The 20217-nt window shown below is 62.7% G+C and carries 16 protein-coding genes; 10 read left to right on the plus strand and 6 right to left on the minus strand.

What is annotated here, in order from left to right; genetic code table 11:
- Positions 1 to 83 precede the first annotated feature (83 nt).
- From folD to V6657_RS07630, 3 genes are all read right to left on the minus strand, one after another.
- Positions 84 to 953 carry a bifunctional methylenetetrahydrofolate dehydrogenase/methenyltetrahydrofolate cyclohydrolase FolD gene (folD, locus tag V6657_RS07620; protein ID WP_048932536.1) on the minus strand — a complete coding sequence of 290 codons (870 nt, stop codon included), beginning with the start codon at positions 951 to 953 and terminating at the stop codon, positions 84 to 86.
- A gap of 94 nt (positions 954 to 1047) precedes the next feature.
- Complete coding sequence (locus tag V6657_RS07625) at positions 1048 to 1683, minus strand: response regulator transcription factor (protein ID WP_021194652.1); 636 nt, start codon at positions 1681 to 1683, stop codon at positions 1048 to 1050.
- A gap of 47 nt (positions 1684 to 1730) precedes the next feature.
- Entirely contained in the window at positions 1731 to 4262 is a 2532-nt protein-coding gene (locus V6657_RS07630) for a PAS domain S-box protein (protein WP_137884633.1), read from the minus strand.
- Between the two features lie 330 nt (positions 4263 to 4592).
- Here V6657_RS07630 and aceE point away from each other — a divergent pair, with 330 nt between their 5' ends.
- From aceE to lpdA, 4 genes are all read left to right on the plus strand, one after another.
- Positions 4593 to 7283 (plus strand): pyruvate dehydrogenase (acetyl-transferring), homodimeric type, encoded by a 2691-nt coding sequence (gene aceE / locus V6657_RS07635; RefSeq protein WP_048932534.1) that lies wholly within the window; start codon positions 4593 to 4595, stop codon positions 7281 to 7283.
- Positions 7284 to 7437: 154 nt separating this feature from the next.
- Positions 7438 to 9114: a dihydrolipoyllysine-residue acetyltransferase gene (gene aceF / locus V6657_RS07640; protein ID WP_048932533.1), complete on the plus strand. Its 1677-nt coding sequence runs from the start codon at positions 7438 to 7440 to the stop codon at positions 9112 to 9114.
- Between the two features lie 115 nt (positions 9115 to 9229).
- Positions 9230 to 9802, plus strand: a complete 573-nt coding sequence (locus tag V6657_RS07645; RefSeq protein ID WP_048932532.1) for an MFS transporter — start codon at positions 9230 to 9232, stop codon at positions 9800 to 9802.
- A gap of 57 nt (positions 9803 to 9859) precedes the next feature.
- Positions 9860 to 11641, plus strand: coding sequence for a dihydrolipoyl dehydrogenase (lpdA, locus tag V6657_RS07650; protein ID WP_048932531.1), 1782 nt, complete (start codon positions 9860 to 9862; stop codon positions 11639 to 11641).
- A 104-nt stretch (positions 11642 to 11745) separates the two neighbouring features.
- Here the strand turns inward: lpdA and V6657_RS07655 are convergent, their stop codons facing one another.
- Together V6657_RS07655 and V6657_RS07660 are read right to left on the minus strand one after the other, a co-directional pair.
- Positions 11746 to 12306, minus strand: a complete 561-nt coding sequence (locus V6657_RS07655; protein ID WP_048932530.1) for a hypothetical protein — start codon at positions 12304 to 12306, stop codon at positions 11746 to 11748.
- Between the two features lie 331 nt (positions 12307 to 12637).
- Positions 12638 to 13216, minus strand: a complete 579-nt coding sequence (locus V6657_RS07660) for a phasin family protein (RefSeq protein WP_021194645.1) — start codon at positions 13214 to 13216, stop codon at positions 12638 to 12640.
- Between the two features lie 402 nt (positions 13217 to 13618).
- Here V6657_RS07660 and V6657_RS07665 point away from each other — a divergent pair, with 402 nt between their 5' ends.
- The 5 genes from V6657_RS07665 to pbpG all read left to right on the plus strand — a co-directional run bounded on the left by V6657_RS07665 (position 13619) and on the right by pbpG (position 18373).
- Complete coding sequence (locus V6657_RS07665; protein ID WP_048932529.1) at positions 13619 to 14581, plus strand: histone deacetylase; 963 nt, start codon at positions 13619 to 13621, stop codon at positions 14579 to 14581.
- On the plus strand, positions 14578 to 15495 hold the full coding sequence (locus V6657_RS07670) for a DMT family transporter (protein WP_048932528.1): 918 nt from the start codon (positions 14578 to 14580) through the stop codon (positions 15493 to 15495). The genes V6657_RS07665 and V6657_RS07670 overlap by 4 nt, the downstream gene beginning before the upstream one ends.
- 66 nt (positions 15496 to 15561) lie before the next feature.
- Positions 15562 to 16005 carry a thioesterase family protein gene (locus tag V6657_RS07675; RefSeq protein ID WP_048932527.1) on the plus strand — a complete coding sequence of 148 codons (444 nt, stop codon included), beginning with the start codon at positions 15562 to 15564 and terminating at the stop codon, positions 16003 to 16005.
- Between the two features lie 15 nt (positions 16006 to 16020).
- Positions 16021 to 16728 carry a nitroreductase gene (locus tag V6657_RS07680; protein ID WP_048932526.1) on the plus strand — a complete coding sequence of 236 codons (708 nt, stop codon included), beginning with the start codon at positions 16021 to 16023 and terminating at the stop codon, positions 16726 to 16728.
- Positions 16729 to 17182: 454 nt separating this feature from the next.
- Complete coding sequence (gene pbpG, locus V6657_RS07685; protein ID WP_048932525.1) at positions 17183 to 18373, plus strand: D-alanyl-D-alanine endopeptidase; 1191 nt, start codon at positions 17183 to 17185, stop codon at positions 18371 to 18373.
- Positions 18374 to 18444: 71 nt separating this feature from the next.
- Here pbpG and V6657_RS07690 read toward each other — a convergent pair whose 3' ends face one another.
- Positions 18445 to 19242 carry an IclR family transcriptional regulator gene (locus V6657_RS07690; RefSeq protein WP_048932524.1) on the minus strand — a complete coding sequence of 266 codons (798 nt, stop codon included), beginning with the start codon at positions 19240 to 19242 and terminating at the stop codon, positions 18445 to 18447.
- A gap of 240 nt (positions 19243 to 19482) precedes the next feature.
- Here V6657_RS07690 and V6657_RS07695 point away from each other — a divergent pair, with 240 nt between their 5' ends.
- The gene (locus tag V6657_RS07695) at positions 19483 to 20208 is read left to right on the plus strand and encodes a (Fe-S)-binding protein (protein WP_048932523.1); all 726 of its coding nucleotides are present in this window, start codon (positions 19483 to 19485) and stop codon (positions 20206 to 20208) included.
- The last annotated feature ends 9 nt before the right edge of the window (positions 20209 to 20217 follow it).

The following is a 20217-nucleotide window of genomic DNA, read 5'->3' on the forward strand; positions in this document are numbered from 1 at the left end:
AGTAGGAAAAATCGGGTGCAAAAAAAGCGTCCGATCCATCAGGTTGGGACGCTTTTTCCGTTTCCAATGGTGGAAAGTGAAGCTTACGCTGCCAGCGAGGCTCCCGCGGCTACACGTTCAGCGGCTTCCAAGGTGTTGATCAGCAGCATGGTGATCGTCATCGGGCCAACGCCGCCCGGCACCGGGGTGATGTAGCCGGCGACTTCCTTGACGCCAGCAAAGTCGACATCCCCGCAGAGCTTGCCGGCATCGTCGCGGTTCATGCCCACGTCGATGACGACGGCACCGGGTTTGACCATGTCGGCGGTGATGATGTTGCGGCGGCCCACAGCGGCCACGATGATGTCGGCCTCACGCGTATGGGCGGCCAGGTCGCGTGTCTTGCTGTTGCAGATGGTGATGGTGGCGCCGGCTTGCAGCAGCAGCATCGCCATCGGCTTGCCGACGATGTTCGAGGCGCCCACCACCACGGCATTGGCGCCGCGCACCGGGTAGTTGACCGATTCCAGCATCTTCATGCAGCCGTATGGCGTGCACGGGCGGAACAGCGGGGCGCCGGTCATCAGCGCGCCGGCGTTGGCCACGTGGAAACCGTCGACGTCCTTCTCGGGCGCGATGGCTTCAAGCACCTTGTGGCTGTCGATGTGCTTGGGCAGCGGCAACTGCACCAGGATGCCGTGGATGCGCGGGTCGCGGTTCAGGGCATCGATGCGGCCGAGCAGGTCGGCTTCGGTCAGGTCTGCGGGGTAGCGGTCGAAAACGGAGAGGAAGCCGTTGTCTTCGCACGCCTTGATCTTGTTGCGCACGTAGACCTGGCTGGCCGGGTCTTCGCCGACGAGGATGACGGCCAGGCCGGGCTGGTGGCCGCGCGCGGTGAGGGCGGCGGCGCGTTGTGCGGCTTCGGCGCGGAGTTGCTTGGCAAGCGCGTTGCCGTCAATGAGTTGGGCGGTCATGGCTGGGCGGAGGAGGGAGAGGGCAAACCGCGATTATAAATCGGCGCCTTCCTTCCAGCCGCCCTGGTTGCTCACAACCAGCCCACAAAATGAATCAGCTATTGCGCGAGAGGGCCAGGCGCAGCAGGTCGGCGACTGTGTTCACGTTGAGCTTTTCCATGATGTTGGCGCGGTGCGCCTCCACCGTCTTGATGGAAATGCCCAGGTCATCGGCAATCTGCTTGTTCAGGCGGCCCGCAACGATGCGCTCGAGCACCTGTTGCTCACGCGTGGTCAGGCGACCGAGCAGGTCCTTGGCGGCCTTTTGCTCGCGCGCGACGGAGTCTTCCGAGCGGGCCTTGCTGAGCATGCGCTCGACCAGTTCACGCAGTTCCGATTCGTCGAACGGCTTCTCGATGAAGTCGACCGCGCCTTTCTTCATGGTCGACACCGCCATCGGTACGTCGCCGTGGCCAGTCACAAAGACGATCGGCAGGCGGCTGTTTTCGGCCATGAGGCGGTCTTGCAGCTCGGGGCCGCTCATGCCCTGCATGCGCACGTCAAGGATCAGGCAGCCGACGCCTTCGGTGCGCTTGTCGTCCACGAGAAATTCTTCAGCGCTGCGGTAGGTGCGCACGGTGTAGCCGTTGCCCTCGAGCAGCCACGTCAATGAGTCACGCATGGCTTCATCGTCGTCGACGACGAACACGGTTTCGTTGCGCGGAGCAACTGCTGCGGGCGTTGTGCTCATGGAGAGTCCTCGGTCTACGTTCTGTTTTAAAAACGATTTACAGCGGATTACAGCGGATTCAGCGGCAGGATGATTTTAAACGTACAGCCGATGCCATCGGCATTGTTTTCTACCCAGAGCCTGCCGAGATGGGATTCTATGATGGAGCGGCAGATGTTCAGGCCCATGCCCATGCCGTCGGACTTGGTGCTGAAGAAGGGCTCGAACAGGCGTTCCTTGGTGCTGTCGTCCACGCCCGGGCCCTGGTCGATGACTTCGATCAGCACGGAGTTGTCCGGGTCGTCGATCAGGTTGGCGTGCAGGCGCAGGACGCTCGCGGCGCGCAGGCGCGGGTGGGCGGCCATGGCTTCGGCGGCGTTCTTGAGCAGGTTGACCAGGACCTGTTCGATCAGCACCGGGTCGACGTACAGATGCGGCAGCTCGGCAGGCAGGCGCGTGAGGATGGTGATGCCGCGCCGCGTGGCTTCCAGCTCGGCCAGGCCGACGGCATCCGCCACGATGTCGCGCAGGTCGGATTCGCGCCGCTGCGGCTGGCTGCGTTTCACGAAACCGCGGATGCGCTGGATGATCGTGCCGGCGCGCACCGCCTGGGCGGAAGTCTTTTCCAGCACCGGAATCAGCTCTTCTGCCGTGCTGCGCCCGCTCTTCAGGCGGCCGACGGCGCCCATGCAGTAGTTGTTGATGGCGGCCAGCGGCTGGTTCAACTCATGCGCCAGCGACGATGCCATCTCGCCCATGGTCGTCAGGCGGCTGGTGAACTGCAGGCGCTCTTCGTGCTGGCGCGTCATTTCTTCGGCGGCCTTGCGCACGGTGATGTCGGTAGCGATCTGCATCTGCGCGAGGTGGCCGTCCACCCATTGGATGTAGCGGCGGCGCACTTCAAACCATTTCTGCATCGCCGGGACGTAGATTTCGCGCGCATCGGCAGCGTGCGGCGTCAGTTCGGAGGCGGGCAGGCCGGCGTAGCCGTCGACCATGTCGAGCGCATCGCTGGAGACGTCTTCCGTGTTGACGTCCTGGCCTGAGAGCTGCAAGTGGCCGAAGGCCTCCCAGCCGAAGAGTTGGCGGTAGTAGCGGTTGGCAAACAGGAGCTCGGCCTTGTCGGTGGACAGCACGGAGACGGCGGCGTCCAAGCTCTCCAGCACCGTTGTAAAGCGGTCGTGCGCGGCGGCCAAGTCTTCGCGCGCGCGCTTGGGTTCGGTGATGTCGGTGATCGAACTCATCCAGCCCGTATGGCGGCCACGCGCGTCAATCAGCGGCGAGACGTACATCCGTGCGTAGAAGCTCGTGCCGTCGCGGCGCATCATGCGCAGCTCCATGCCGTTGGCAGGGGCCTTACCGCGTAGGGTCAGCTCGATGTGCTTCTGCATCTCGCCGATTTCGTTGGGTGGCCAGTATGGGAAGGGCGGCATGCGGCCAACCAGTTCCGCCTCTGTCCAGCCGATCATGCGGCAGAACGCGGGGTTCACGTAGGTGATGCGGCCGTTGAGGTCGAGCGCGCGCATGCCGATCACCATGGAGTTCTCCATGGCGCGGCGGAACGAGGTTTCCGCCAGCAGGGCGCGCTGTGCTTCGGAGCGGCGGCTGGTGTGGCGCCAGACACTCCACAAGCTCCAGATCACGAAGCACGACAGACCCGCTACCAGCCACATCAGCATGTTGTTGGGCAGGTTGGACGGCGCCGGATACGCTTCGGCCCGCAGCGACAGCGAATGCCCCGGCGGGTCCAGCAGCACCTCGTACGAGGCCGCAGCCTTTGGCACCGGGCGCAGCGACGTGCTGGCGCGGATTACGTTGTTCTTGTCGACCAGGGAGAACCGGTAGCGATCGGTCAGTTCACCCGGCAGCAGTTGCGTGAGGATGCCGGTGACGGAGTACATGGCGCCCACCGTGCCGAGGAACTCGTTGTCCCGCACGATCGGTACTTCCATCAGCATGAAGCTCTCGCCGCGTTCGTTCTGGATCGGGCGGGAGTAGACGGCACGCTGCGTCTCACGCGCGGCATCATAGGCGGATTGGATCTCGGCTTCGAGCGGGTGATCGCGCGTTTCGCGCACCCGGGTGACGAACTCGGAGCTGGCCGGGAAGGCCCAGCGCGGGCGGCGGGTGGCGTCCAGCCAGTTGATGAAGACCAGCTCGGGGTTTTCGCGCAGCAGTTGGCGCGCGGCGTCGCGGTAGGCGCTTGGGTCCAACTGCGCGGCGCCAATGTCGCGCGCCAGCGCCGCCACTTGATCCTGGTTGCTCTGCAGGGACAGCCGCACCTTCTGCTCGGCCCAGGCGGCATCGCGGTAGAGGGCGTCGCGCTGCTGCTGCACCTCGGTGGCGTGCAGCTGATACAGGATGAAGATCATCGCGCCGGCAAACAGGACGATGGCCACCAGCGGAATGAACATGAACCAGTTGGTCGTCCACAGCCGGCTCAGGCGCGTCATCCACAGGCGGCGCGGCACGTTGGGGCGCGAGCCTTCATCGGGCGGCAACTCGGGCGCGGGCACTGAAACCGAGACCGCCGGGGGCGAGGCAGGTTTCGCCGGCTCGGGTGCAGCCGAATCCTGTGAGGCGTGGGAGGGGGAAAGCATGATGGGCGGACGAACGCCGGAATTCTGCGGAGGTAAAGGTGTGGACATCTGTGCAACTGCGCAAAACCTAGTGTAACGGCAATTAATCTGCTGGTCGCTTGGGGAAACCGCTTGGTGACGCACATTTCGTCTGCAGGGAAATGCTGCGCTGCAGCGTTAAAAGTGATTTGTTTTGCAGTGCCGCAATATTCCACATTATAAAAAACCATATCGCAATTTGAAAATTACGCTTGTGCTGCATTTGCGGGAGCCCATAGAATCAGCGCAAAAGTTGGGGTACCCCCAATCTAAAGAGACGCACCTACCGTTACTGCTACCAAGGAGACCGCCATGTCGGCCGTACCAGAGCAAGTCCTGGGCGCCACGCGCGCCAGCGACGTCGATCCCCAGGAAACCAAGGAATGGCTGGAGGCGCTGCAAGGCGTCATCGGCGCGGAAGGCCCGCAGCGCGCGGCGTTCCTCCTCGACAAGCAGATCGAGTACGCCCGCATCAACGGCGTGACCTCGCCGCTGCACGCAGAAACCCCCTATATCAATACGATTCCGGTCGAGAACCAGGACCGCATTCCCGGCGACCAGGAAATCGAGCATCGCATCCGTTCGTACACGCGCTGGAACGCCATGGCGATGGTGCTGCGCGCGAACAAGGACACCAACGTCGGTGGCCACATCTCGTCGTTCGCGTCCGCAGCCACGCTGTATGACGTCGGCTACAACCACTTCTGGCACGCTCCGTCGGACAAGCACGGCGGCGACATGGTCTTTGTGCAGGGCCACTCGGCGCCGGGCGTGTACTCGCGCGCTTTCCTGCTGGGCCGCCTGTCGGAAGAACAGCTCGACAGCTTCCGCCAGGAAGTGGACGGCAAGGGCATCTCGTCGTATCCGCACCCGTGGCTGATGCCGGATTTCTGGCAGTTCCCGACCGTGTCGATGGGTCTGGGCCCGATCATGGCGATTTACCAGGCGCGCTTCACCAAGTACCTGGCCAGCCGCGGCCTGATCCAGAACTGGGAAAACCGCAAGGTCTGGGCCTTCCTGGGCGACGGCGAAACCGACGAGCCGGAATCGCTGGGCGCAATCGGCATGGCCGGCCGTGAGAAGCTGGACAACCTCGTCTTCGTGATCAACTGCAACCTGCAGCGCCTGGATGGCCCGGTGCGCGGCAACGGCAAGATCATTCAAGAGCTGGAGAGCGAATTCCGCGGCGCCGGCTGGAACGTCATCAAGGTCATCTGGGGCAGCCGCTGGGATCAACTGCTGGCGCGCGACACCAAGGGCCTGCTGATGAGCCGCATGATGGAATGCGTCGACGGCGAGTACCAGACCTTCAAGTCGAAGAGCGGCGCCTACGTGCGCGAGCACTTCTTCAACACGCCGGAACTCAAGGCCATGGTGGCCGACTGGTCCGACGACGACATCTGGGCGCTGAACCGCGGCGGCCATGATCCGCACAAGATTTACGCGGCATTCCAATCGGCGAGCAACCACAAGGGCCAGCCGACCGTCATCCTCGCCAAGACCATCAAGGGCTATGGCATGGGCGAAGCCGGCGAAGCGATGAACATCGCCCACCAGCAGAAGAAGATGCCGGTGGACGCCATCCGCAAGCTGCGCGATCGCTTCAACATCCCGGTGGCTGACGACCAGCTCGAGCACGTTCCGTACGTCAAGTTCGAAGAGGGCTCGAAGGAACTGGAATACATGCGCAAGGCGCGCATGGACCTGGGCGGCTACCTGCCGGCCCGTCGTCAGAAGGCGGACCCACTGCAAGTGCCTGCGTTGTCGGCGTTCGACGCGCTGCTCAAGGCCACCGGTGAAGGCCGCGAAGTGTCCACGACGATGGCCTTCGTGCGGATCCTGAACATCCTGCTCAAGGACAAGAACGTCGGTAAGCACGTTGTGCCCATCGTGCCGGATGAATCGCGCACGTTCGGTATGGAAGGTCTGTTCCGCCAGGTCGGTATCTGGAACCAGGAAGGCCAGAAGTACGTGCCGCAGGATCACGACCAACTGATGTTCTACAAGGAATCGCAGACGGGTCAGGTGCTGCAAGAGGGCATCAACGAAGCCGGCGCCATGTGCGACTGGATCGCGGCCGCCACGTCGTATTCGACGCATGGCGTGGCGATGATCCCGTTCTACATCTACTACTCGATGTTCGGTATCCAGCGTATCGGCGACCTCTGCTGGGCCGCTGGCGACATGCGCTCGCGCGGCTTCCTGCTGGGTGGCACCGCTGGCCGCACCACGCTGAACGGCGAAGGCCTGCAGCACGAAGACGGCCACTCGCACGTGTACCACGCTGCCATCCCGAACTGCATCTCGTATGACCCGACCTTCCAGTACGAACTGGCGGTGGTGATGCAAGACGGCCTGCGCCGCATGTATGTCGAGCAGGAAGACGTCTACTACTACCTGACGGTGATGAACGAGAACTACGAACACCCGGAAATGCCGGCGGGTGTCGAGGCCGACATCATCAAGGGGATGTACCAGTTCAAGAAGGGCGTCGAGAACAGCAACGCACCGCGCGTGCAGCTGCTGGGCTCGGGCACGATCTTCCGTGAAGTGATTGCCGCTGCTGATCTGCTGAAGAAAGACTGGGGTGTCGAGTCCGACCTGTGGGGCTGCCCGAGCTTTACCGAGCTGGCCCGCGAAGGCAACGCCACCACACGCTGGAACCTGCTCAACCCGACCGAACCGCAACGCGAATCGCACGTCGAGAAGCTGCTTAAGAACGCACGCGGCCCGGTCATCGCATCGACCGACTACGTCCGTACGTTCGCCGAGCAGATCCGCGCCTTCGTGCCGCGTCGCTACGTGGTGCTGGGCACCGATGGCTTCGGCCGCTCGGATACCCGCGAGAAGCTGCGCCACTTCTTCGAGGTGGACCGCTACTGGGTGACGGTCGCGTCGCTCAAGGCGCTCGCCGATGAAGGCGTGCTGCCGCGCGAAAAGGTGGCCGAGGCACTGAAGAAGTACAACCTCGATCCGAACAAGCCCAACCCGATGACCGTATAACGGAGCCGCCGGGCGCGCGGGTTGCGTCCCCGGCCGGGCACCGCTCTGACAGACTTTTCGCGACGTGCATTTGCCTGCACGATGCGGTAGCCTGCGGAGCAGTTTGTGCCCGCCGCCGGACGCACTCGCCGCCAGACCCTCTGGAGACAGAAGAATGAGTCAAGTCGTAGAAATCAAGGTGCCGGACATCGGCGACTACAAAGACGTCCCGGTGATCGAAGTGCTGGTCAAAGCAGGCGATACCGTCAACGCTGAGGATTCGCTGGTCACGCTGGAATCGGACAAGGCGACCATGGACGTACCGTCGCCCAAGAGCGGCGTCGTCAAGGAAGTGAAGATCAAGGTGGGCGACACCGTGTCGGAAGGCTCGCTGGTGCTGCTGCTCGAAGAGCAGGGCGCTGCTGCCGCTCCGGCGCCTGCCGCCGCACAAGCTGCGCCCGCACCGGCTCCGGCCGCTGCTGCGCCGGCTCCCGCACCCGCTGCGCAAGCTCCGGCCCCCGCGTCGGCAGCAGCAGGTGGCGGCACGGTTGAGGTGAAGGTCCCGGACATCGGCGACTACACCGACGTGCCGGTCATCGAGATCAGCGTGAAGGTGGGCGACAAGGTGGAAGCCGAGCAGTCGCTGATCACGCTCGAGTCGGACAAGGCCACGATGGACGTGCCGTCGCCGGCAGCAGGCGTCGTTAAGGAAATCCGCGTGAAGGTGGGCGATGCGGTGTCGGAAGGCACGCTGATCGTCGTGCTGGAAGGCGCTGGCGGTGCTGCCGCTGCACCGGCACCCGCACAAGCTCCGGCGCCTGCACCGGCTGCCGCTGCACCGAGCCCGGCTCCCGCCGCTGTGCCTGCCGCTGCTCCGGCTGCTGCACCTGCAACTTACACCGCTGACACGGTCGGCACGGTGGGCAAGGCAGCCCATGCCAGCCCGTCGGTCCGCAAGTACGCGCGTGAACTCGGCGTGAACGTCAACCTGGTTGGCGGCACGGGCCCGAAAAACCGCATCACGCAGGAAGACGTGCAGCGCTACGTCAAGGGCGTGATGAGCGGCCAGGCTACAGCCCCGGGCAAGGCCGCTGCAGGCGCACCGGCTGGCGGTGGCGAACTGAACCTGCTGCCGTGGCCGAAGGTGGACTTCACCAAGTTCGGCCCGGTTGATCCGAAGCCGCTGTCGCGCATCAAGAAGATTTCGGGCGCGAACCTGCATCGCAACTGGGTCATGATCCCCCACGTCACGAACAACGACGAAGCGGACATCACTGAGCTGGAAGCTTTCCGCGTGCAGATGAACAAGGAGCACGAAAAGGCCGGCGTGAAGTTCACGATGCTGGCGTTCGTGATCAAGGCGGTGGTCTCGGCGCTGAAGAAGTTCCCGACCTTCAACGCCAGCCTGGACGGCGACAACCTCGTCTTCAAGCAGTACTACCACATCGGCTTTGCGGCCGATACGCCCAACGGGCTGGTGGTGCCGGTGATCCGCGATGCGGACAAGAAGAGCGTGGTCGATATCGCCAAGGAAATGGCCGACCTGTCGAAGGCCGCGCGCGAAGGCAAGCTCAAGCCGGACCAGATGCAAGGCGGCTGCTTCTCGATCTCGTCGCTGGGCGGCATTGGCGGCACGCACTTCACGCCGATCATCAATGCGCCGGAAGTGGCCATCCTGGGCCTGTCGCGCGGCTATCAGAAGCCGGTGTGGGACGGCAAGCAGTTCGTGCCGCGCCTGACGCTGCCGCTGTCGCTGTCGTACGATCACCGCGTGATCGATGGCGCGGAGGCTGCACGCTTCAACGCGTATCTGGGCAGCCTGCTGGCGGACTTCCGCCGCGTCAGCCTGTAAGCCCGCGCGGGCACCGAGTGGGTGTGGTGGGCATCTGGCTTCGGGCCTGTGCCTATCATCTCCCTTAGGGCCCACATGGGTTTGCAGCGGTCGGCGAATTTTTCGCGAGGACGACATGACGACGTGCGTGGTAGTCAAGAAAGACGGCGAAGTGGCAATCGCAGCCGATTCTCTGGTGACGTTCGGCGATACGCGCCTGGCGCGCGGCTACGAGCAGAACCAGAAGATCTTCCAGGTCGGCGATTCGTTGATCGCGCTGGCGGGTACGACGGCTCACTTCCCAGTCATGCGCAGCTTGCTGACGGGGCTAGCGGATGAGTGCCGTCTCGGCACGCGCGACGACGTCTTCCGGACCTTCCTCAAGGTGCACGAAAAGCTCAAGGATGAGTATTTCGTCAACACCAAGGAAGACGACGACGACCCCTACGAGTCGTCGCAGATCACTTGCCTGATCGCCAACGCAACCGGCATCTACGGCGTCTATTCGTACCGCGAGGTGTTCTCGTTCGACCGTTTCTGGGGCATCGGCTCGGGGCGCAATTTTGCGCTGGGGGCGATGTCGGCGGTGTTCGATATGCCGGGTAAGACGGCGGCGGATGTCGCGCAGGTCGGTGTGTCGGCGGGCGTGGAGTTCGACAAGAGCTCCGGCGGCCCGATCGAAGTGCACACGGTGCGTCTGCAGGATTGAAAGCGTCGGCGGCCAAGGCGAGTGCCTGCAGCCGACGACAAGAACAAGGAGTCAGGAATGAGCGTGGTGGAAATCAAGGTGCCGGATATCGGCGACTACAAGGACGTGGACGTCATTGAAGTGATGGTGAAGGCGGGCGATGCCGTCACCGTTGATCAGGCGCTGATCACGCTGGAAACCGACAAGGCCACCATGGATGTGCCGTCGGATGTGGCCGGCAAGATTGTCGAAGTCAAGATCAAGGTGGGCGACAAGGTCAGTCAAGGCACGGTGATCGCCACGGCGGAAGCCGGTGCAGCCGCAGCGCCGGCACCGGCCCAAGCGCCGGCTCCTGCCGCAGCGCCTGCTGCCGTGCCCGCACCTTCGGCACCGGCTCCGCAAGCGGCCAAGCATGCTGGCGGCGCGGATATCGAATGCGAGATGCTCGTTCTCGGCTCCGGCCCCGGCGGTTACTCGGCTGCTTTCCGCAGCGCGGATCTGGGCATGAATACCGTGCTGGTCGAGCGTTTCTCCACACTGGGTGGCGTCTGCCTGAACGTGGGCTGCATCCCGTCGAAGGCGCTGTTGCACACGGCCGCCGTGATGGAAGAAGTCAAGGCGATGGCCGCACACGGCATCGTCTACAGCGAGCCGAAGGTTGATATCAACCAACTGCGCAAGCACAAGGAATCCGTGATCGGCAAGCTGACCGGCGGCCTGGCTGGCATGGCCAAGGCACGCAAGGTGCAGGTCGTGCGCGGCGTCGGCACGTTCCTCGATCCGAATCACCTGGAAGTGCAACTGACCGATGGCGCTGGTAAGGCAACCACCGGTGAGAAGAAGGTCATCCGCTTCGCCAAGGCGATCATCGCTGCGGGTAGCGAGGCCGTGAAACTGCCGTTCATTCCGGAAGACCCGCGCATCGTTGACTCGACCGGCGCGCTGGAACTCCGTGAAGTGCCTGCCAAGATGTTGGTCATCGGCGGCGGCATCATCGGCCTGGAAATGGCGACGGTGTACAGCACGCTGGGCGCACGCATCGACGTGGTGGAAATGCTCGACGGCCTGATGCAGGGCGCTGACCGCGACCTCGTCAAGGTGTGGGACAAGATGAACAAGGGCCGCTTCGACAAGGTCATGCTCAAGACCAAGACCGTTGGTGTCGAAGCCAAGCCGGACGGCATCTACGTCAAGTTCGAGGGCGAAGCCGCACCGGCTGAGCCGCAGCGCTACGACATGGTGCTGGTGGCCGTGGGCCGTAGCCCGAACGGCAAGCGCATCGGCGCCGAGAAGGCCGGAGTGGCCGTGACGGACCGTGGCTTCATCGACGTGGACAAGCAACAGCGCACCAACGTGTCGCACATCTACGCGATCGGCGACATCGTCGGTCAGCCGATGCTGGCGCACAAGGCCGTGCATGAGGGCCACGTGGCTGCGGAAGCCGCGCATGGCGAGAAGGCGTACTTCGATGCCAAGCAGATTCCGTCGGTGGCCTTTACCGATCCGGAAGTGGCCTGGGCCGGCCTGACCGAAGACCAGTGCAAGGCACAGGGCATCAAGTACGGCAAGGGCGTGTTCCCGTGGGCCGCTTCGGGCCGTGCGATCGCCAACGGCCGCGACGAGGGCTTCACCAAGGTCATCTTCGACGAGGAAACGCATCGCATCATCGGCGGTGGCATTGTCGGCACGCATGCGGGCGACCTCATCAGCGAGATCTGCCTGGCCATCGAGATGGGCGCAGATGCCGTAGATATCGGTAAGACCATCCACCCGCACCCGACACTGGGTGAGTCGGTGGGCATGGCCGCGGAAATCTACGAAGGCGTTTGTACGGATGTGCCGCCGGCTCGTAAGCGCTGATCTGCAATTAACCGTCTTGTTTTTGGGGCAACCGAAAAACTAAGCCAGTAAAACGGGAAGGGCTGCTCAATTGAGCGGCCCTTCTTGTTTGTACGCAGGACGGCTCAGTGCCGGGGTTCGGCGCGGCGACGGTGCCGGCGTAGCAAGCGCAGCGTTGCGGTCAGCCGCCGCCAAGCCAGACGTATCAGCCCATGGCGATGCGCCCGCCAGATGGCGATGCGCGCTTGCAGGGCTTGCCATGTCGGCGTGGCGCGCAGTGCGGTGACCATGCGGCGCTTCCAGGCCAGGAACGCCGTCTCCCAGTGGAGGTACCACGCGATCGTGTGCAGTTGCGGGCGGACGACGTAGTAGATACGTGCCCCCAGCGCGGTGCTGGCCACTTTTGCCACGATCAGCACCAGCGTGCCCGCGATCACCTTGCCGCGCGCCAACACGTAAAAGGCGGCCAGCTTGAAGGGCAACAGCACCAGCATCGGCAGGATGAACACGCACAGCGCCTCGATGGGCTCGAATGTGGCCAACCTGCGCTCTGCGGCCTGGACCCACGGGTGCCTCACCAGTCGCGCAGTTGCCCGCAGCATGGCGTTCCAGATCCATTCTTCGAAGAGCAGGATGAGCGCGGCCAGAAAGATCAGGCCGCGTTTGGTCAGGGATTCGCGGGACATCGGCGTGGGGCAGGGGCGGTAATCCGCAATATAGGATGGAGCGCCGGGCATCCACAAAAGTTCGCAGTTTGAAGGGCTGGGCGATTCGAGCGCACACAAAAAACCCGGCCGAGGCCGGGTCAAAGGTACCCACTGATCACCACTGAGGACAAGTTTTTCTCTGGCGGTACCGAGGAGACAAACTAACGAACACGGTGGGATTGACCGCTGGGCATGCGTTTCGGTTCCGCTCAAATGCACGCAAACGATATGTTTGGAGGATGGATTCGAGCGCCCAAAACAAAACGGGCCTCCCGAAGGAGACCCGCTTGAGCAGAAAGCCTCAGACCGATTAGGCAGCGGTCGTGGTCTTCTTGCTGGTGGCAGCACGCGCTTGAGCCGAAGCTTGCGCGGTTGCCTTGCTGGCAGCGTTGGCAGCAGCGTGGAAGTTGCTTTCAGCCAGTTCCACAGCTTGCTTGGTGGCCTTCTGGACCGAGTCGTACGCGTTGTTGGCGGCCGACAGAGCCGACTTCACCAGGGCAACAGCCGATTCCGAACCAGCCGGGGCGTTCTTCGACACGTTGTCGACCAGCGCTTGCAGCTTGCGGCTGTTTTCGGCGATTTGCGATTCAGCAGCCTTGCTGAACTCGGTTTGCGTGTCCGAAGCGATTTCGTACAGGTGGCGGCTGTAAGCCAGAACCTTTTCTGCCAGCGGCTGAACAGCAGCGGTTTGCACCGACAGCAGTTCTTGCGCGTCTTTGGCGGTCAGGGCCTTCTTGGCGTGCTCGACGTTTTCGGCCAGGGTAGCCTTGACGACTTGCAGGTTCAGTTCGACCAGTTTCTCGACGCCTTCGAAAGCCTTGTTGGTCAGGCCAAAGAAGGTTTCCAGGTTGGCCTTGTGCGCCGCAGCGATCTGTTCCTGAGTCAGCATGTTGTCTCTCCAATGCAAGGTGGACGGGGAATCAAATTCAAAATTTAGATCGCCCAGATGTACAAAGCATGACGGTCTGCGTCGGGCCTTCCAGGCGACATCGCGATGGCTTAGGGATGGTGCATCGCAACAATTCCATTGTTGTTGAACGCCAAACCAGTGTCAAGCGGCTTTTGTGCATCGCACAAAAATCAGAATTGGCTGATTTTTCGTGCACAGGAATTGCGCGGCAAACCGTTTGGCACAACTTTTTGTGGCAAAAGAATGCGCATTTGTGGTGCGTGACGAAGTCGCTCTCATGCATTAAGCGGCAATTTCGTCTCAAAAAACATACTGTCGCAGCCTAGGTTAGGATGCGTCCGTTCGCCAATTCTGTTGCGCTGCAATTATTTGTTATCTCTCATGCGGGCGTTCTATACCGATCACTTTGTGCTGCCGCTGCCCCCTGGTCACCGTTTTCCGATGCGTAAATACAGTGAGTTACGCGAGCGGGTGTTGATCGAGGTGCCCGGGTTGGCGATGCACGAAGCGCCGCGCGCCGACGACCAGGCTTTGCTGCTGGCGCATGCGCCTGGTTATGTGCAGGCGGTGAGTGCCGGCCTGCTGGATCCGGCGCGCCAGCGTGAAATCGGCTTCCCGTGGTCGCCGGAGATGGTGGAGCGTAGTCGCCGGTCCGCCGGCGCAACGATGGCAGCTTGTGAAGCCGCGATGACCGACGGTATTGCCGTCAATCTGGCGGGCGGTACGCATCACGCCTATGCAGACAAGGGCGCCGGTTTTTGTGTCTTCAACGACGCGGCCATCGCTTCGCGTTGGATGCAGCGTCAGCCGGGCAGGGCGCCCGCGGAGTTTCCCGTCGCCATCGTCGATCTGGATGTGCACCAGGGCAATGGCACCGCGTCGATCCTGCGTGACGACGCTTCGGTGTTCACGTTGTCGGTGCACGGTGAGAAGAACTACCCGTTCCGCAAGGAGGCGTCCGACCTGGATGTAGGCCTGCACGACGGCTGCGGCGATCACGACTATCTGGAAGCCCTGACCGGTGCGCTCGACATCCTGGCCGGGCGCTTCAAGCCTAGCCTCATCATTTACCTGGCTGGCGCCGATCCGCACGAAGGTGACCGTCTGGGGCGGCTCAAGCTGACGATGGCAGGGCTGGCCGCACGCGACCAGCAGGTGTTTGATTTTGCATATCAACGGCGGATTCCGATTGCCGTTACCATGGCGGGCGGCTATGGCAACAATATCGACGACACCGTGGCCGTCCACGCGCAGACGATCGCGCTGGCTGCCCGACATGCACAGCGCTGGGCGGCACGCGACGAGGCTGCCTCTGCTTCCATCTCTCTTCCGCTTTCCGCATGACCCAAGCGTATTCCGCCGCGCCTGCGCCGGCCCGCGATTCCTTGTTCGTGGCCGCCATGCCGTGGCTGTTCGTGCTGATCTGGAGCACGGGTTTTATCGTGGCCAAGTACGGCATGCCGTACGCCGAGCCGATCACCTTCCTCTTCCTGCGCTTTGTTGGTGTGCTGGTGTGTCTGCTGCCGCTCGTGTGGTTGGCGCGGGTGCCGCTGCCGCGCCGCGCGGGCACGCATGACGTCGATTGGACAATGATTGGTCACCTCGCCGTGGCGGGTGTGTTGATGCAGTGGGGCTATCTGGCCGGCGTGTGGGCGGCAGTCAAGCTCGGTATGCCGGCGGGGATGACGGCGCTGATTGTCGGCATGCAGCCCATCCTCACGGCCTTGTATGTATCCATGCGCGGCGAGCGCGTAACGGGCCGCCAGTGGCTGGGTCTGCTGTGCGGTATCGCCGGGGTGGGGCTGGTGGTGGCGAACAAGCTGCATCTGGCCGGCGTGGGCGTGACGACGCTGGCGCTGTGCGTGGGCGCGCTGCTGTCGATCACGATTGGCACGCTGTATCAGAAGCGCCATTGCCCGGTGTTTGATCTGCGTATGGGGGCATGCATTCAGTTCGGCGCGTCGGCGCTGCTGTGCCTGCCGTTCATGTTCCTGTTCGAGACGCGCGAGGTGCACTGGACTGCGCAGATGATTGGCTCGCTGGTGTGGTCGGTGCTGGCGCTGTCCATCGGTGCAATCTCGCTGCTGTTCGTGCTGATTCGCAAGGGCGCGGCGACCAGGGTGACGTCTCTCCTTTATCTGACGCCGCCAACGACTGCGGTGATGGCCTGGGCGCTGTTTGGCGAGCGCTTTCCGCCGCTGGCCGCACTCGGCATGGTGATCGCTGCGTGCGGTGTGGCGCTGGTGATCCGCAAGTAAGCGCCGCTGACTTGAAACTGGCTGGCGTATCCTCGTAGTTTTCCAAACACCTGAGTGCACGCCAGCATGAGCACGCCTCGACAGACGCGCGACGACTACCGCCACTTCCACACCATCACCACACGCTGGATGGACAACGACGTCTACGGCCACGTCAACAACGTCGTCTACTACAGCTACTTCGATACCGTGGTGAATGCCTACCTGATCGAGCAAGGCGTGCTGGACCCCGAGCACAGCGACACCATCGGCCTCGTCATCGAGACGCAGTGCAACTACTTCGCGCCGCTGTCGTTTCCTGATCCGGTGGTTGCGGGCTTGCGCGTTGCGCGCCTGGGCAACACCAGCGTGCGTTATGAGGTAGGGCTGTTCCGAGGCGATGCGCGTGACGCAGCAGCGCAAGGGCATTTCGTACACGTCTATGTTGATCGTGAAACGCGTCGTCCGGTGCCGCTGCCAGAGGCGTTGCGTGCTGTGCTGGAACCGTTGGCCGCCAACATCGCCGCTTGAGTGACCTGCCTTGTCATGAACGATCGCCGCCCCAGCCCCAACGAGGTCGAGCTCGTCGACCAGGCCATCACGTCGCGCCGTTCGATTCGCGCGTTCCTCCCCAAGCCTGTCGCGCGGGAGGATATCGAAGCCATTCTGGATGTCGCGCGCCGTGCGCCCTCAGGCAGCAATACGCAGCCATGGAAGGTCTATGTGCTGACGGGCGAGTCGAAGGCGCGACTGTCGGAATCCGTACTGGCTGCATACGAACATCCGGAGGTCGATACGCTGCATCGCGAGGAGTATCCGTACTACCCGCGCACGTGGGTCGATCCGTATCAAAGCCGCCGGCGCAAAGTGGGTTGGGACCTATACAGCCTGCTGGGCATCGGCCGCGCGGAGAAGGAGCGCATGCATGCACAGCACGCGCGTAACTTCCGCTTCTTCGATGCGCCGGTCGGCCTCATCTTCAGCATCGATCGCGTGATGGAGCAGGGGAGTTGGCTTGACTACGGCATGTTCCTCGAAGCCGTGATGGTGGCGGCGCGTGCACGTGGCATCGATACGTGTCCGCAAGCGGCCTTCACGCAATTCCATCGCATCATCAAGGCGCACCTGGTGTTGCCTGATGACGAAATGGTCGTGTGCGGTATGTCGATGGGGTATGCCGACGCATCCGCCATCGAAAACACACTCATCACCGAGCGTGCACCTGTCTCCGACTTCACTCGGTTCTTCGATTGACACGTCAACGCGTCGCTGCTTGCACACTACAGCGCACATCTTCGTGCAAGGGGCGAATAGAGGCCAAAAAATCGTCAAGCTATGTCAACAGATTGGGTCGATGTGTCGTTAGACTTCCATCATGCAGTCGGCGTGTAAGCGCGGGCGCATTGTGAGGAAGTGTTGGACGAGGTTGTAAACCGTGATTGTCACCATCCAGGTGGGAATTCGAGCGGGATGAGGTGCTCTGTCCCGGAGCCTTCGCAATACGTTTTGACGCGATACTCAGAAAGTGCCCTATGCGCAACTTTCTTCGCAAATTGTGAACTGCCGTAGCAGGGAATTGCGTCGAAATGATGTCTGAATGATAAGGCTCCAGAGGTCAAACTTTAAGGCTGTGAGCTAAGTCCTTCATCTTGCTAAGAATTTTGTTTTTGCCTACACTTGCGCCATCTCACGCGCGGGTGATCGAATCATGTCACGGTCTGTTTCCTCATTTTTCCGACGTCTCGGCCTAGCTTCGCTGATGACTGTCGCGCTCGCCGCCGTTTCCGTCGCCTCCGTGGCCAACGCTGCCACCGCCGACAAAAAACCCGCCGCCAGCAAGAAAGCCAAATCCAAAGGCAAGACAGTCGCCAGCAAAAAAGCCGGCGCCAAGGTTGCTGCAGCCAGCAGCGATGACGTTGCCGCCACCAAAATCCGCAAGGTCGTGACCGTCAAGGGCAAGCGCCGCGTGATCGTGGTTGAGCGCGGTGCTCGCCCAGTGCGTGCCGCCTTCGTGCCGGCCAGCCCGACGCTGGGCGAAGCGATGGGCCTGCGTGCCACGCCGGATGCGCTGGCACTGCGCTCGTCGGTTGCGCTGGTGATGGACCAGAACACCGGTGAAGTCCTGTTCCAAAAGAATTCGGCCGCGGTGCTGCCGATCGCCTCGATCACCAAGCTGATGACCGCGCTGGTCGTGACCGAAGCGCACCAGCCGATGGACGAGCTGCTGGAAATTACCGATGACGATCGCGATTACGAGCGCAACACCGGCTCGCGTCTGCGCTTTGGCACGATGCTCACGCGTGAAGATCTGCTGCTGCTGGCGCTGATGTCGTCGGAGAACCGTGCAGCTTCGGCGCTGGGCCGCAACTATCCGGGCGGTCGTCCGGCATTCGTCGCTGCCATGAACCGCAAGGCGCATGAGCTGGGCATGAACGACACGCACTACGTCGATTCGAACGGCTTGTCGAGCAGCAACGTGTCGAGCGCGCAGGATCTGGCCAAGATCGTTGTTGCCGCTTACAAGGTGCCGACCATCCGCCAGTTCACGACCACCACCGAGCACACGGTCAACGCCAATGGCCGCTCGCTGCACTACGTGAACACCAACCGCCTGGTGCGTGGCGGTGAATGGGACATCGGCCTGCAGAAGACCGGCTTCATCAACGAGGCAGGCCGCTGCTTGGTGATGCAGGCCAACGTGCATGGCCGCAACGTGGTGATGGTGTTCCTGGATTCGGCCGGCAACCTGACGCGTTTTGCGGATGCCACGCGCGTGCGCAACTGGCTGGAGCGCAATCCGCATGTTGAGGCAGCTACGCAGGCTGCTGCGCCACTGCGCAATGTGCCTGTGTCGACGCAACCGGCCACGGTGCTGGCTGCGGAGCAGCACGGGGCCTGAGTCGCAGCCTGATCGGCCCAACAAAAAAGCGCGTTCGATGACGCGCTTTTTTGTTGGGTAAAAAACGGCGCTCATTCCGCGCGCACCGGCTCCTCGTCATAGGTGTAGCCCATGCCCTTGGAGATCTGCAGGGCGGTGTCCTTGAGGTTGTCGAGCCAGCTGTCCTGCAGCCGGTCTGCCGGTGCGGACAGCGATAGGCCTGCCACCAGCCGGCGCGAATCATCGTAGATGCCGGCAGCGATACAGCGCACGCCGAGTTCCAGCTCTTCGTTGTCACGTGCGTAACCGTTGGTGCGTACCCAGTTCAGTTCGCGCTCAAGCTTGGGTAGATCGGTAATCGACGTACGCGTATGGCCAGACAGGCCGGTCCGCGTGGCATAGGCTCGCACGCGGCCGATCTCATCGGCAGCCAGGAACAGCTTGCCGACCGAGGTCAGATGCAGCGGCGCACGGCCGCCGATGGCGCGCACGACCTGCATGCCCGAGCGCTCCGAGTAGGCGCGTTCGATGTAGACGATCTCGTCGCCCTGGCGTACCGACAGGTTGACGGTCTGGCCAGTCAGGCGGTGTAGCGCGCGCATGGGTGCCAGCGCGGCTTCACGTACCGACAGGCGCGCCTTGACCAGATTGCCAAGCTCCAACAGGCGCATGCCGAGGCGATAGCTGCCGGGGTCGGAGCGATCGACAAAGCGGCAAGCCACCATGTCGTTCAGGATGCGGTGCGCGGTGGATGGGTGCAAGCCGGTGCTGGCGGACAGCGCTTTCAGGCTGACCGGGTCGGCGTGCTCGGCCAGCGCGTCAAGCAGCATCATCATGCGTTCGATGACCTGGATGGACGTCTTACCGGGGTCCTTGTCTGCTTCTGCCATGGGTGCAGGAATGGGTGCGGATGCGATGCAAAATTTTATCCCACGATGTGAAAATGCGCACCATCCGGATACGTGATTCCGGACATTTTCGAGGGCATTCTCGGTCGCGCTTGCATTGTGCGTGAGAGGGCATCGTGAAGCGCACTCATGGGCGGCATGAAGAAGTTCATTGCCTGAAAACCCGCGCTGGCTGGGCGTCGGGCGCATAATGGCGGCTTCCAAGAACACACGAGACTCCCCATGCGCGTAGGACTGTTCGTCACTTGCCTGGTTGATCTGATGCGGCCTGACATCGGCTTTTCGGTGCTCAAGTTGCTGGAAAAGGCCGGTTACGACGTGGTGGTGCCACCCGCACAGACGTGCTGCGGCCAGCCGGCCTATAACTCTGGCGATCGCCCGCTGGCGCGCGATCTGGCCGAGAAAACGCTCAAGGAATTCGAACAGTTCGACTATGTGGTCATCCCGTCCGGCTCGTGCGGCGGCATGATCCGCAAGGGTTACGCCGATCTCTTTCGCGATGATCCGGAGCTTGCCGGCCGCTATGAGCGCCTGGCCCCCCGCGTGCACGAACTGACCGATTTCCTTGTCAACGTCGCGCGTATCGAATCACTCGATTCCGAGTTCACGGGCCACGTCACGTATCACGATTCCTGCTCGGGCCTGCGCGAGCTGGGCGTAAAGACGCAGCCGCGCGAGCTGCTCGGAAAACTACCCGGCGTGCAACTGACCGAGATGCCGGCGTGCGAGGCGTGTTGCGGCTTCGGCGGCACGTTCTCGATCAAGTACGGTGACATTTCCACCGCCATCGCCGACGAGAAGTGCGCCAACATCAAGGCCAGCGGCGCTGATGCCGTGGTGCTTGGCGATGTTGGGTGCATGCTCAACATCGAAGGCCGACTGCGCCGCACAGGCGATACGAGCACGCGTGTGCTGCATATCGCGCAGGTCCTTGCCGGCGACGCCTGAGCGCCAAGA

This window comes from Ralstonia sp. RRA (assembly GCF_037023145.1).
Taxonomy (GTDB): Bacteria; Pseudomonadota; Gammaproteobacteria; order Burkholderiales; family Burkholderiaceae; genus Ralstonia.

Bases quoted from the DNA above. Each gene is read 5' to 3' on its own strand.
- V6657_RS07660 (WP_021194645.1), bottom strand. From the start codon at position 13,216: ATGCTGACTCAGGAACAGATCGCTGCGGCGCACAAGGCCAACCTGGAA.
- V6657_RS07645 (WP_048932532.1), top strand. From the start codon at position 9,230: ATGACGACGTGCGTGGTAGTCAAGAAAGACGGCGAAGTGGCAATCGCA.
- V6657_RS07625 (WP_021194652.1), bottom strand. From the start codon at position 1,683: ATGAGCACAACGCCCGCAGCAGTTGCTCCGCGCAACGAAACCGTGTTC.
- V6657_RS07675 (WP_048932527.1), top strand. From the start codon at position 15,562: ATGAGCACGCCTCGACAGACGCGCGACGACTACCGCCACTTCCACACC.
- V6657_RS07695 (WP_048932523.1), top strand. From the start codon at position 19,483: ATGCGCGTAGGACTGTTCGTCACTTGCCTGGTTGATCTGATGCGGCCT.
- aceF (WP_048932533.1), top strand. From the start codon at position 7,438: ATGAGTCAAGTCGTAGAAATCAAGGTGCCGGACATCGGCGACTACAAA.
- V6657_RS07680 (WP_048932526.1), top strand. From the start codon at position 16,021: ATGAACGATCGCCGCCCCAGCCCCAACGAGGTCGAGCTCGTCGACCAG.
- V6657_RS07655 (WP_048932530.1), bottom strand. From the start codon at position 12,306: ATGTCCCGCGAATCCCTGACCAAACGCGGCCTGATCTTTCTGGCCGCG.
- V6657_RS07690 (WP_048932524.1), bottom strand. From the start codon at position 19,242: ATGGCAGAAGCAGACAAGGACCCCGGTAAGACGTCCATCCAGGTCATC.
- folD (WP_048932536.1), bottom strand. From the start codon at position 953: ATGACCGCCCAACTCATTGACGGCAACGCGCTTGCCAAGCAACTCCGC.
- V6657_RS07630 (WP_137884633.1), bottom strand. From the start codon at position 4,262: ATGCTTTCCCCCTCCCACGCCTCACAGGATTCGGCTGCACCCGAGCCG.
- V6657_RS07670 (WP_048932528.1), top strand. From the start codon at position 14,578: ATGACCCAAGCGTATTCCGCCGCGCCTGCGCCGGCCCGCGATTCCTTG.
- aceE (WP_048932534.1), top strand. From the start codon at position 4,593: ATGTCGGCCGTACCAGAGCAAGTCCTGGGCGCCACGCGCGCCAGCGAC.
- lpdA (WP_048932531.1), top strand. From the start codon at position 9,860: ATGAGCGTGGTGGAAATCAAGGTGCCGGATATCGGCGACTACAAGGAC.
- V6657_RS07665 (WP_048932529.1), top strand. From the start codon at position 13,619: ATGCGGGCGTTCTATACCGATCACTTTGTGCTGCCGCTGCCCCCTGGT.
- pbpG (WP_048932525.1), top strand. From the start codon at position 17,183: ATGTCACGGTCTGTTTCCTCATTTTTCCGACGTCTCGGCCTAGCTTCG.